At 58.9% G+C, this 12,606-nt stretch carries 8 protein-coding genes and 1 pseudogene; 1 reads left to right on the top strand and 8 read right to left on the bottom strand.

Annotation, left to right across the window (positions count from 1 at the left end):
* Window positions 1-42 precede the first annotated feature (42 nt).
* The 8 genes and pseudogenes from ABI_RS16705 to ABI_RS16740 all read right to left on the bottom strand — a co-directional run bounded on the left by ABI_RS16705 (window position 43) and on the right by ABI_RS16740 (window position 11,767).
* A pseudogene (locus ABI_RS16705) lies at window positions 43-1,489 on the bottom strand (DEAD/DEAH box helicase).
* A 264-nt stretch (window positions 1,490-1,753) separates the two neighbouring features.
* Window positions 1,754-3,853: a DNA topoisomerase IV subunit B gene (parE, locus tag ABI_RS16710; protein ID WP_006274226.1), complete on the bottom strand. Its 2,100-nt coding sequence runs from the start codon at window positions 3,851-3,853 to the stop codon at window positions 1,754-1,756.
* A gap of 130 nt (window positions 3,854-3,983) precedes the next feature.
* Window positions 3,984-4,652: a TorF family putative porin gene (locus tag ABI_RS16715; protein ID WP_006274227.1), complete on the bottom strand. Its 669-nt coding sequence runs from the start codon at window positions 4,650-4,652 to the stop codon at window positions 3,984-3,986.
* A gap of 380 nt (window positions 4,653-5,032) precedes the next feature.
* The gene (locus ABI_RS16720) at window positions 5,033-5,674 is read right to left on the bottom strand and encodes a TorF family putative porin (protein ID WP_040309540.1); all 642 of its coding nucleotides are present in this window, start codon (window positions 5,672-5,674) and stop codon (window positions 5,033-5,035) included.
* Window positions 5,675-5,930: 256 nt separating this feature from the next.
* The gene (locus ABI_RS16725) at window positions 5,931-7,376 is read right to left on the bottom strand and encodes an ammonium transporter (RefSeq protein ID WP_157138970.1); all 1,446 of its coding nucleotides are present in this window, start codon (window positions 7,374-7,376) and stop codon (window positions 5,931-5,933) included.
* 339 nt (window positions 7,377-7,715) lie between these two features.
* Complete coding sequence (glnA, locus tag ABI_RS16730) at window positions 7,716-9,122, bottom strand: type I glutamate--ammonia ligase (RefSeq protein ID WP_006274229.1); 1,407 nt, start codon at window positions 9,120-9,122, stop codon at window positions 7,716-7,718.
* A 40-nt stretch (window positions 9,123-9,162) separates the two neighbouring features.
* Window positions 9,163-9,501 carry a P-II family nitrogen regulator gene (locus tag ABI_RS16735; protein WP_006274230.1) on the bottom strand — a complete coding sequence of 113 codons (339 nt, stop codon included), beginning with the start codon at window positions 9,499-9,501 and terminating at the stop codon, window positions 9,163-9,165.
* Window positions 9,502-9,835: 334 nt separating this feature from the next.
* Window positions 9,836-11,767 (bottom strand): winged helix-turn-helix domain-containing protein, encoded by a 1,932-nt coding sequence (locus ABI_RS16740; protein ID WP_040309541.1) that lies wholly within the window; start codon window positions 11,765-11,767, stop codon window positions 9,836-9,838.
* Window positions 11,768-11,915: 148 nt separating this feature from the next.
* Here ABI_RS16740 and ABI_RS16745 point away from each other — a divergent pair, with 148 nt between their 5' ends.
* A complete protein-coding gene (locus ABI_RS16745; RefSeq protein ID WP_050808334.1) occupies window positions 11,916-12,476 on the top strand; it encodes a hypothetical protein in 561 nt (186 codons plus the stop codon).
* Window positions 12,477-12,606: the final 130 nt, after the last annotated feature.

A 12,606-nucleotide genomic window follows, 5' to 3' on the forward strand; every position in this document is an offset into this window, starting at 1 on the left:
AGGAATTGTTCTGACAGCCGGTTAACGCCGGTTACTTTTTCCTCAGGAATCCGCTTTGATCACAACCGGCCGCAGAAGGAAGGCTGGCATGTGGTCACCGAAAGGACTTTCGACTTTCGGCTTATCATTTGATTTTTCGGACTTTTTCTCACGGCGCGCCGGCTTTTCCGGACGTGGTTCGACAGCTTCAGGCGTCGGCGCCGGGGCCTCTTTTTTACGGTTTTGGCGGGCTTTTCAATCGGTTCCATGGCCGCTTCGAAGTCGCGCTTGCCTTTGGGAGCGTGATCACGATCCTTACGGGTGCGCGGCTTGGCTGATTCGCGCTTCGGCTGCCTGGGTGATTCGTCCAGGGCGCTGTAGTCGACGTCGAGGTCCAGGACCGCGGGGTCTTTCTTGATCAGCTTGACGACCTTGTCATAGTTCTTTTCGTCGGCCGGGGAGAGCAGCAGGTAGGCTTCGCCGCTACGTCCGGCGCGGCCTGTCCGCCCAACGCGGTGGACATAGTCATCGGCATGGTGCGAGACGTCGAAATTGAAGACATGGCCGACATCGGGAATATCGAGGCCACGGGCTGCGACGTCCGACGCGACCAGCAGGGTCAGGTCGCCCTTACGGAAGGAATCAAGCGTCTTCGTGCGAAGAGACTGATCCAGATCGCCGTGGATCGGGGCAGCGTTGAAGCCGTGGGCCGTCAGAGATTTGGCGACGATGTCGACATCGGTCTTGCGATTGCAGAAGACGATGCCGTTCTTGATGTCCAGGGTCTTCAGCAGGGCGCGCAGGGCGATCCGCTTGGCGCGCGGATCCTTGTGCGGAACCCGCAGCACGTACTGGGTTATGTTTTCGTTGGTCGAGGCCGGTCGCGAGACTTCTATCCGAACCGGATTACGCAGGAACTGCGTGGTCAGACGGGTGATTTCCGGCGGCATGGTGGCCGAGAAGAACAAAGTCTGGCGGTTCGGGGGAGTCAGCTTGAAGATGCGTTCGATGTCGGGAATGAAGCCCATGTCGAGCATACGGTCGGCTTCGTCGACCACCATGATCTGGACGCCGGTCAGCAGGACCTTGGAGCGTTCGAACAGGTCTAGCAGGCGGCCGGGGGTACAGATCAGGACGTCGACGCCCTTGTCCAGCTTGGCGACCTGGTCGGCCATGGAGACGCCGCCGATCAGCAGGGCCCAGTTCAGCTTATGATACTTGGCATACTTTTCGAAGGCTTCGGCGACCTGGTCAGCCAGTTCGCGGGTCGGCGCCAGGACGATGGAACGCGGCATGCGGGCCTTGGAGCGGCCGGCAGCCAGGCGCTCGATCATCGGCAGGGTGAAGGCGGCGGTTTTACCGGTGCCGGTCTGGGCAATGCCCAGGACGTCCAGCCCGGTGAGGGCGACAGGAATCGCCTGTTCTTGGATGGCCGTGGGGTGTCGTACCCCGTTTCGGCAATCGCCTTGAGCACTTCGGCGCCCAGGCCCAGATCTGTAAACTTGGTCATGGCCGTTCATTGCGCTTTTGCGGTGCGGTAGTCAATGGATGAGTAACGGGGTTTGGGGCCAGAGAACGTCCTTTGGGGCTCCAAGTCTTTTGAATATCTTTCTGCTTTTTGGCCCAACAGGGCCAGAAAGCAGAAAGATCTTTAAGAATATGTGGGGGCACGGACCCTTGCTCGTCGCGTAGCTCCGAGCGTTCGTCGCGGAAATCGACACACTGTGTCGATTTCATCCGTTTTGCTGTCAGCAAAACGGCGCTCCTCACCCCGTCACACATCCAGGTCTTCTGCCGCAAACTCGGCGTGATCCTGAATATAGCGATACCTCAGTTCCGGCTTGCGCCCCATCAGGGTCTCAACCAGATCCTCAATATCCTCTTCCTCATGCGGCAAGGTCACCCGCGCCAAGGTCCGCGTCTTCGGATCCATGGTGGTTTCCTTCAACTGCGCAGGCATCATCTCGCCCAGGCCCTTGAACCGGCCGATCTCCGGTTTCTTGCCCTTGAAATGCTTGGCCAGAATCTCGGCCCTATGCGAGTCATCCTTGGCGTAATGCACCTCCTTGCCGTGGCTGAGCCGATACAGCGGTGGCAGAGCCAGGTACAGGTTACCGTTGCGCACCATGGCCGGCATGGTGCGGTAAAAGAAGGTGATCAACAGGCTGGCGATGTGGGCGCCGTCGACATCGGCGTCGGTCATGATGATGATCCGCTCGTACCGCAGGTCCTCTTCCTTGAACTTGGCGCCGGGCTGCACGCCAAGGGCAAGGCCGAGATCCGACAGCTCGGAGTTTTGCCGCAGCTTGTCTACGGTTGCAGATGCCACGTTCAGGATCTTACCGCGCAAGGGCAGGATGGCCTGGGTGTTGCGGTTTCGGCCTTGCTTGGCCGATCCGCCGGCCGAATCGCCTTCGACGATGAACAGTTCAGTCCCTATGGCATCCTGACGCGAGCAGTCGGCCAGCTTGCCCGGCAGACGCAGTTTGCGCGTTGCCGACGCGCGTTGAACTTCCTTGTCCTTGCGCTTCTTTAGCCGCTCCTCGGCACGTTCGATAATGTACTGCAGCAGCTTCTCGGCCTGTTTCGGCGAACCGGTGAGCCAGTGGTCGAACGGATCGGCCAGGGCGCGCTCGACAAGACGGGCGGCGTCGCTTGACGACAGGCGGTCCTTGGTCTGGCCCTGGAATTCCGGATTGCGGATGAAAACCGAAATGACGATGCCGGCGTAGGCCGCCACGTCCTCCGCCGTGATCAATCCGCCGCGCTTGTCGCCGGTCATCTCCGCGTAGGTCTTCAGCGACCGCGTGAGCGCGGCCCGCAGACCGGCCTCATGCGTGCCGCCGTCGGGCGTTGGGATGGTATTACAGTAGGACTGCACGAAACTGTCGTGGTCGTCGAAGCCGGCGCCCGACCAAACCACAGCCCACTCCACGGCGCCGGCGTCGTCCTTGCGTTCGACCCGGCCGGAAAAGATGTCGGTCAGAGCTTCGGTGCCCTTGATCCGCTCGGCCAGATAGTCGGCCAGGCCGTTGGGGAAATAAAACTTGTCTTCAGGTGGCGTTTGGTCGGTAATTTGCGAGGTTGCGCATTTCCAGAAGATCTGCACCCCGCGGAAAAGATAGGCCTTGGCCTTGGTCATCCGGTACAGGCGCGCCGGCTTGAAATGGGCTGTGGAGCCGAAAATTTCGACATCTGGCAGGAATCGCATCTTCGTGCCGCGCTTCTTGGACGGTTGAATCTGCTCGATCGGTCCCAGGGAATGACCGCGCGCGAAGTTCTGTTGCCATTCGAACCCGTCGCGCCAGGCTGTGACTTCCAGCCGTTCGGACAGGGCATTGACCACCGAGGCGCCGACGCCGTGCAGACCGCCTGATGTGGCGTAGGCCTTGCCCGAAAACTTGCCCCCGGAATGTAGCACGGTCATGATGACTTCCAGCGCCGACTTGCCGGGATATTTCGGGTGCGGGTCGACAGGGATGCCACGGCCATCATCACGTACGCTGACGTAACCGTCGGCATCCAGTTCGACCCAGATTGCCTTGGCGTGATTCGCAACGGCTTCGTCCATCGCGTTGTCCAGAACTTCCGCGAACAGGTGATGCAGCGCTTTTTCGTCCGTGCCGCCGATATACATGCCCGGGCGCATGCGCACAGGCTCCAGCCCTTCCAGCACCTCGATGCTGGAGGCGCCGTAAGTCGAATCAGGCGCAGGTGGTGGCGTTGGGGTTTCTGGCGTTTTCACAGGATTGGACGCGACAGGTTTGGCGGGCTGACGCTTTTCAGCGCGGGAGGACGTTTCGGGGACAGGCTGGGAGTCTTTCGGCTCCTCACCACCGTTGAACAGATTGGGTTGTGGGGTAGACGAGGTCATAAGCTTTACAATGGCGTGATTCGTTGCGAATCAAGTAAGCGAAACGCCTGATTTGGCAAGGCGTGCACAAAGAAAAAGGCCGCAAGTCACGAGGACTTGCGGCCGATTTCGTTGACTGAGTCAGGTTGCCTTAGAAGCCGACCTTCAGCGTCGCGTAGACGTTGTCCGGCAGGTCTTCGGTCGAGCCATCCGGACGGCCAGCGTCGGAATAGCGCATGTCCAGAGACAGCGAGTCTGTGACGGCATAGGTCACGCCTGCGTTCCAGGTGGAATAACCGCCAGCTTCGTAATTGCCCAGGGCACCCGAAACCGTCCACTTGTCGCCGATCGACTGCGAAGCGTTGACTTCGTAATAGGGATTTTCCAGGGTTTCAGCATCCAGGTACATGGCAAAGCCGATAGCACCAGCGCCCATTGGGTGGCTGACGGCGGCCTTCAGTTCACCAAAGTTGCCGCTGTGGGCATCAGGGTAGAAATAGTGGATATAGCCGAAGTCGAACGAAAAATCACCGGCGGTCGGCGTCAGGCCGGCGTAGAAATCGAATTCGCTGTTGGCGCGTTCGTTGTCGGGCGTTACGAAATCGACGTTCGAACCCCAGGCGCCAACGTAAAACATGCCCTTCTTGTAGTCCACACCGGCTTGCAGGGCAGCGTTGTCGTCGGTTTGGGTGACGCCACGCCAGACATAGTTGTTGGTGGCGGCGACGTTGTAGCTCAGCTCACCCGCGTCCTGGGCCGAGGCTGCGCCGGCAAACAGGGCGCTGAGGGCGACAGCGGCGACAAGAAGAGTCTTTTTCATAGTAAATTCCCAGTTCCTTGGTTTGCGCCGACGCGACAGGGCGCCAGCATTTTTTGGATCAGTGAGGTGTGTCGGTAAAACCTAGATTAATGTACCAAAAAAAGCCAACGGGTATAGTCCCCAAGGTCGTTTAGCCACGCTTTGATGCATATTTACCACGACTAATTCAATGGCTTACGGCACATTTACATCTTTGTTACGCAGCCGTTCGGGAGCGGAACCAAGGCATCGAATCTAACTATTTTCAGAATTGTCATATTTAATTCACTGAAAAATAAATGGTTTTTATTGCGCTGCGGTCTCGCGACCGCAAAAGAAAAGGGCCGCCTTCCCGAAAGAAGACGGCCCTGAGGCGAACCCCTCCGGGTTTTCCGCCAGGCTTAGAAAGCGGCCTTCAGCGTCACCGCGAGGCGCGGGCCAGACGGCTTGAACCATTCCGGGATGTTGGTGTCCGAGAATCGGCCGTCCAGGGCCAGGGTCGAATTGATGGCGTAGGTCACGCCGATATTGCCGGTCGAGTACTTGAGACCCGCGAGTTCCTGTTCGCCGACAGCGCCGGACACTGTCAACTTGTCGGTGACGGGATAGGACGCGTTGACTTCGTAATAGGCGGTGTCGTCGAAGTCGATGTTATAGAAATAGGCCGCGCCAATCGTGCCCTTGGGCAGGGCGTAGGTCACGGCAGCCTTGGCTTCCGTGGCGTTCAGCGTGTCGTCGCCATATTGATAGGTGACAACGCCGAGGTCGAACGTGGCCGCGCCGACGACCGGCTTGACACCGGCATACAGATCAACTTCGTAGTCGGCGAAATCGACGTTCGAAGCCCAGGCGCCGGCATAGAAGATGCCGTTGCTGTAGTCGGCGCCGCCCTGGATGGCGGGACCACCGTCGGTCTGCGTCCAGCCGCGGAAGACGTAGTCGCTGGTGACGGCGATGTTGTAGCTAACAGCGCCTTCGGCCGAAGCAGAACCGGCGAACGCGAGGGCGGCGAAGGCGGTCGCGGCCAGGATAATCTTCTTCATTTTGTTGTTCCTCAGATGAGTTATGTGCCAACCCGACCCAAGGCGTTTCCCGTGTAGAGCCTTTGTTTTCTTTTGCAGTGCAATGAGATTTACACATTTATGACAGCGGTCAAAGGGGTGTGTCCACAAAACCCAGAAGTGTGTCTGAAACTACACACGCTTCGTTCGATTGCCTTGTATGCAAAGAAAACAGGGCGCTCCCGAAGAAGCGCCCTATCTCTTTTGTGCAACAGGTTATGGTTAAGCAGATTGTAACTTAGTGATCCATGACTTCGTCGTGTTGCGACGAGTCCAGACCGGCTTCTTCATCGGCTTCCGACACCCGCAGGCCCGTCGTGAACTTGCAGATAACGAGGATGATGAAGGTACCAACAACCGACCAGGCGATGGTAACGCCAAGGCCGAAAAGCTGATTCGGAACCGAAGCACCGGCAGCCAGGGAGTTGATGCTTTCGTCGGCGAAGACACCCGTCAGGACGGCGCCGAGGATACCGCCGGCGCCGTGGATGCCGAAGGCGTCCAGGGAGTCGTCGTAGCCCAGCAGCTTCTTGATCCAGGTGGCAGCGAGATAGCAGACTGGACCAGCAGCAGCGCCGATGATCATGGCCGAGAGCGGTGTAACAAAGCCGCAGGCCGGGGTGATGGCGACCAGACCGGCAATCAGGCCAGACAGGATACCGATCAGCGACGGCTTGCCGCGGAAGATCCACTCAACGATCTTCCAGGTCAGGCCGGCAGCACACGTGGCCAGCAGGGTGTTCAACAGGGCAACCGAAGCCACGGCATCACCCGCCCATTCGGAACCGGCGTTGAAGCCGATCCAGCCGACGAACAGCAGCGAAGCGCCGATCAGGACGAAGATGATGTTGTTGGGCGCCATATTCTCCGAGCCGTAACCCTTACGGCGACCCAGGAACAAAGCGGCAACGAGGCCAGCAACACCCGAGTTGGTGTGAACGACGGCGCCACCGGCGAAGTCCTTCACGTTGAGACCACCCAGGAAACCACCGCCCCAGACCATGTGGCAGATCGGCGCGTAGACCAGGATCGACCACAAAGCCATGAACAGGATCAGGCCCGAGAACTTGACGCGTTCAGCAAAGGCACCGGTGATCAAGGCTGGCGTGATGATGGCAAAGGTCATCTGGTAAGCGATCCAGGTGTATTCCGGGACCGATGCCGTCGCCATGTATGCCGTTGTCGGCGTTACATTATTCAGCAGAACGGTATCAAAACCACCGATCCACTTGTTTAGTTCCGCAGCCGGGAGGCCGAACAGATCCGACGAAACGGTGCCGAAGGCCAGGCTATAGCCCAGAGCCCACCAAAGAACAGCGACGACGCAGGTCACGGCGACCGACTGGGTCACGGTGGCGACGACGTTCTTCTTACGCACCATGCCGCCGTAGAACAGCGCCAGGCCCGGTAGGGTCATCATCAGCACCATCGCGGTGCTGAAGATCAGGAAGGTTGTATCGGCTTTATCGAGCGCCAGTTCTTTCTGGGACGCCAGTAGGGCCGGGGCTTCCGCGGCCGGAGCCGCTTCAGCGACGACTTCCGGAGCCGAGGCGGCTTCGGAAGCAATGGCTTCGGCTGAGGCCACCGCAGTGTCCTGAGCCAGAGCTATGCTGGCGGCGGGGGCCACCAGAAGGAGGGCAGCGGCCGCAGCCACAGCTCTCGAGAGTTTGATCCACGTTTTCAAAGTATCCCCCTTGGATAGCGGATATTGCACGTGCTCACAGTGCCGTGAGTTCAGGGGATCGGAAAGGCTAATGTGTGCTTAACGCGGGGGGAGGCCGGATCGCATCGCCGTTTGCGTCATTTATGTGTCAAATTGTGGCCTAAGCCGCCTAAAACACCACAAATAGAGGTGGTTGCATACGAAACCAATTTAGTTTCAGCAGAAATAAAATTTGTATGATAATTTTGGGGCGCTTTTCTGCAAAATCGGCAGAAAACGAAACAGGCCGCCCTTTTCGGAGCGGCCTGTAACAGATGGTAATGCCTGTGGCAAATGACAAGTCCTGTCAGATACCGAACCTTAGCACTTATAGTACATGTCGAATTCGACCGGGTGCGGGCGCAGTTCCAGGTTCATGACTTCTTCCATCTTCAGATCGATGTAGGAATCGATGAAGTCGTCGTCCATGACGCCGCCCTTTTTGAGGAAGGCACGGTCCTTATCCAGGTTCTGCAGGGCTTCACGCAGGCTGCCGCAGACTTCCGGAATGTTCTTTTGCTCTTCGGGCGGCAGGTGGTACAGGTCCTTGTCCGCCGGAGCGCCCGGATCGATGCGGTTCTCGATACCGTCGAGGCCGGCCATCAGCAGAGCAACAAAGGTCAGGTAGGGGTTGCCCATCGGATCCGGGAAGCGCGCTTCGATACGCTTGCCCTTTGGCGAGGACACCCACGGAATACGGATCGAAGCGGAGCGGTTGCGGGCCGAGTAGGCCAGCTTCACCGGGGCTTCGTAGCCGGGAACCAGGCGCTTGTAGCTGTTGGTTGTCGAGTTGGCAAAGGCGTTGATGGCCTTGGCGTGCTTGATGATGCCGCCGATGTACCACAGGCACATGTCGGACAGGCCGGCATACTTGTCGCCGGCAAACAGAGGCTTGCCGTTATTCCAGATCGACTGGTGGACGTGCATGCCCGAACCGTTGTCGCCGAACATTGGCTTGGCCATAAAAGTGGCCGTCTTGCCGTAGGCGTGGGCGACGTTGTGAACGACGTACTTATAGAGCTGCAGGCGGTCGGCCATGGTCAGCATGTCCGAGAACTTCAGGCCCAGTTCGTGTTGGGCTGGAGCCACTTCGTGGTGGTGCTTTTCCGGTTCCATGCCCAGTTCGCCCATGACGGCCAGCATTTCGCCGCGCAGATCCTGCGCCGAGTCGACCGGGTTTACGGGGAAGTAGCCGCCCTTGATGCCCGGGCGATGGCCCATATTGCCTTCGGGATAGACCTTGGCGGAGTTGCCCGGCAGTTCCGATGCGTCATAAGCATAGCCGGTGTTTTCCGGCGTGATCGACCAGCGGACATCGTCGAAGATGAAGAATTCGGCTTCCGGACCGAAATAGACGGTGTCGCCGACACCAGCCGACTTCACATAGGCCAGGGCCTTCTTAGCGATCGAACGCGGGTCGCGGTTATACGGCTCGTTGGTGTCGGGGTTCACCACGTCGCAGAACAGGAAGAGGGTGGTCTGCTGATAGAAGGGGTCGATATAGGCCGTCTTCAGGTCGGGACGCAGCTTCATGTCCGACTCATTGATCGCCTTCCAGCCGGCGATCGACGAACCGTCGAACATGGTGCCGTCATCGAGAAAATCGTCGTCGACCAGGTCGATGTCGAAAGTTACGTGGTGCATTTTGCCGCGCACGTCGGAGAAGCGCACGTCAACATACTTGACGTCCTTTTCCTTGATGAGCTTGAGAATGTCGGCAGAAGTCATGTTTGACGCCCCGTTAAGCCGTTAATACAAAAGAGAAGTCTTAGACCGCTTGCGGTCCGGACTCCCCGGTGCGGATGCGAACGACGTCCTGGACGTCACTCACGAAGATTTTGCCGTCGCCGATCTTGCCGGTGCGCGCCGCAGTCTGGATCGCCTCCAGGGCCGCAGGGGCAAGGTCGTCGGCCACGACGAGCTCGATCTTGATCTTCGGAAGAAAATCAACAACGTATTCGGCTCCCCGGTAGAGTTCCGAGTGGCCTTTCTGGCGACCGTAACCCTTGGCCTCCAGGACGGTCATGCCTTGAACCCCGATTTCCTGAAGGGCTTCCTTCACTTCGTCGAGCTTGAAGGGCTTGATGACGGCTTCTATCTTTTTCATGAGCAATCCATAAAACTTTTAGACCGTTCAATGTCGTAACTTGTTTGCATCGCGCAAGAATGCAAGCCGTTTTGGTAACGCGAGGCTCACATGGCTGAAGGAAACGGTTACGATACGTGAACGCTGAGGTTTCAGATTTAGCCTTCCGGCGGGCCAAACACAAAGGGAAATTGCGTTTTAGCCCAGATTCGCCGTGCATAAAGGGAAAATTTACCCGAATCGCAGGCCGCGACGTCACCTGAACGTGATTGTGGTCTCAACTGCAATTATATGCACCCGTGGGACGCGGATTCAAGCCGAAAAACGCCGTTTTGCTGCGCTGCGGTGTGGCGGTTCAGATCGGCAGCCAACCACTGGCCTTGCGTCGGCGCGCCACTAAGGTCGTAAGTTCGGGGGATGATTTCCAGAGCGCCTGATAGGCCTTGGATTTTGTGACGGCCGAGGGCATCGGGGTGTGGCCTGAGGGCAGGGCCCACGGCAGGTAAAGGGAGCCCTGGTCGACCGCTCGGCGCAACAAGGTGACGGCGCGGTCGCTATTTCCGGCATGCGCATATTCGACAGCGAGAGCAAACAATTGGTCCCCTTGGCTTTTGCCGTAGCCCGCACGCTCGGTCGTTGGTGACTCCGTCTCGGCAAGGTCGTTGTCGAGGGAAAGTAAATAGGCTTTCGGACGACCGTCCAACGCGTCGGCCGCCTTTGCGATACGGTCCAATAACATCGCGACGTCTTGTGGCGGCGACCTATTCCACAGTTCGTCGAAGGAGAGCCGGTGCAGTTCGCGCAGGGAGTCCGCCCGCCGCTGGCCCAGGCGCATAAGGTATAACTCGCGCAGCACGAAGGCATTGCCGCGGTCGCGGCGAAGAAGATCTGAATACAGCTCAGCGGCCTTGTCGTGCTTGCCGGAACAATGAAGCAGGCGCGGAACGGCCAATTGTCGCCACACGTCATCGGGGGCCAGGCCTGCGGCTATCCGGGCGTATCGCAGCCCCTCGCCACACCGGTTCATCAGCCCCAGAAGGTAAGCGTACCAGAGGTTTCCGTCCTGAGAGTTAGGATCAATTGCGACGGCTCGCAACAGCAGGCGTTCGCTTTCGTCCCATTTCTGGCGCATCATCAGGTCACGGCCAGCGGCGGCAAGTACGTCCGGATTGTCAGGATCCGCAGCGACCGCACGCGTAAGGAACGACTCGGCGCGGCGCTGGCGAGCTTCATACATCTCGATGTTTTCGCCGTCGCGAGGGAAGAGCGGCAGGGCTTCAACCTCATATTTTAACATCAGTGCTCCGGAGGAATTCAAATCGCGCACCAAGGCTTCGGTCGCCTGACGGTCGACCGATGACATGGCTGCCGCGAACCTTTCCCAATCACGATTGTGCCGGGCCTCGTGGGCTTGCGACAGGGTTCGCCGCGCTGAGGTAATCAAGCTTTTGACAACGGGATCGGGCGCTTGAAGAGACGTTGTGCGGGCCAGCGAGTCATCGCCCAGCATGACGGCAAAATACTGCGCCGCGGCTGCTACCGCGCGTTCCTGGGTACTTGGCTCGTTGAACGTGGCGGCCGCGAAGCGCGCGCTCCAGACCTGTCTTTGCGTGGCGGGCTGCATAAGGACCAGTTGAACATCCGGTTGCTCCGGCGTCGCTTCCAATGCCCCGCTCAGAACGAAATCGGCGCTTGGCGCGTCTTTGGTAAGGCGAATGCCGCGCATGCGCGACAGGGTGTGATGTATGTGCGCCGAAAGTGTAGCGGCGCTGGGGCGAGATGCGGGGTTCTCAGACTCAAAGGTTTGTATGGCGACCAGATAAGTCTTTGCCGATGATTCACGGTAAAAGACGTAGGCCGTGCCGGTCATCATGATCAATGCCAACACCATTGCGCCAACCATCCAAAAACGCCGTCGCGTCGTTAAGCGGTTCGTCGGGACGTTCTCGGCAACTCCGAGGATGTTCGTCTCGACAGCATTCAGCCGGTAGCCGATCTTGCGCACGGTTGTCAGGGAAAACCCCTGCGATCGCCGTGCGACGTGGCGCAGCCGGGTGATCACACGATTGATGGCGTCTTCGCTGATCGCACGTCCATCCCAAGCCTGCTCGATCAGGGAGTCGCGCGAAACCACGTCTCCGGCACGCCCGATCAGAATCAGCAGGACCCGCATGACCTGCGGTTCCAGGCTTTCCGTTCCAGAGGGCCAAGTGACTTCGCACGCAGAAGGCTTGATCCGCAGGTTCCCGAAGTCGCAGTCCGGTTGCTGGGCAAGAGGAGATTGCATGTGGGGGTTCCGTTCGCCCTGTGGGTTGCGGCACCATAGCAGCGATGTCATCGTGTGAAAATCAGGTTTTCCTCAGGTTTCGGTCCTGTCTGTTTCTCGCCCTTTCGCTCTACATGCGCCGGCGGACAGACGCCAAAAGGACGATGACATGGACAACGAGACCAGGCACATAACACCCTCCGCCGAGGCGTGGGAACGAAAAGCTTATTTGGGGCTCGCCATCGCGATCGCCGTGACGGTCATAGTCGGTTTTGGATTGAATGCCGGCAGGTACAATTTCAACCCCTCCGTCTTTCCCGCTCATGTCCACTTGCATGGCCTGGTCTTCATGTCCTGGGTCGCGCTCTACGTCGTTCAGTGCGTTGTGGTCGTGGTGGGGCGGGTTGCATGGCATCGGCGGCTTGGCGTCGCAGGCGCGGCCTTGGCGGTGATGATGCTCGGGCTTGGGCTTTACACGACGGTACTTTGCCTTCAGCGCGGGGCCGTGCCGCCGTTTTTCTCGCCGGCCCTGTTCCTGGTGATCGATGGTCTTGGCATCATTATGTTCTTTGTCCTCGTTGCTGCGGCAATCCTCGTTCGGCAGCGATCCGACTGGCACAAGCGGCTGATGCTGGGCGCTACAATATTGGTGACCTCACCCGCCATCGGACGAATCCTGCCGATGCCACTGTTGGGGCCATGGCCAGTTGGGCGGTTTACGCTGCAATGATGGTGTTTTTGGCTGTCGCGGTCTGGTTCGATATCCGGGGACGTGGTCGCGTTCATCCCGCCCTGTTGGTGGTCGGTCTGGTTTATTCGATGTTGCAGATTTTGCTCGGACCGATTGCCGGCTCCCCCCG

Source organism: Asticcacaulis biprosthecium C19 (genome assembly GCF_000204015.1).
Classification (GTDB): Bacteria; Pseudomonadota; Alphaproteobacteria; order Caulobacterales; family Caulobacteraceae; genus Asticcacaulis; species Asticcacaulis biprosthecius.

Coding starts and splice junctions, on each gene's coding strand:
- ABI_RS16735 (WP_006274230.1), bottom strand. CDS start 9,501: ATGAAAAAGATAGAAGCCGTCATCAAGCCCTTCAAGCTCGACGAAGTG.
- ABI_RS16740 (WP_040309541.1), bottom strand. CDS start 11,767: ATGCAATCTCCTCTTGCCCAGCAACCGGACTGCGACTTCGGGAACCTG.
- glnA (WP_006274229.1), bottom strand. CDS start 9,122: ATGACTTCTGCCGACATTCTCAAGCTCATCAAGGAAAAGGACGTCAAG.
- ABI_RS16745 (WP_050808334.1), top strand. CDS start 11,916: ATGGACAACGAGACCAGGCACATAACACCCTCCGCCGAGGCGTGGGAA.
- ABI_RS16720 (WP_040309540.1), bottom strand. CDS start 5,674: ATGAAGAAGATTATCCTGGCCGCGACCGCCTTCGCCGCCCTCGCGTTC.
- parE (WP_006274226.1), bottom strand. CDS start 3,853: ATGACCTCGTCTACCCCACAACCCAATCTGTTCAACGGTGGTGAGGAG.
- ABI_RS16715 (WP_006274227.1), bottom strand. CDS start 4,652: ATGAAAAAGACTCTTCTTGTCGCCGCTGTCGCCCTCAGCGCCCTGTTT.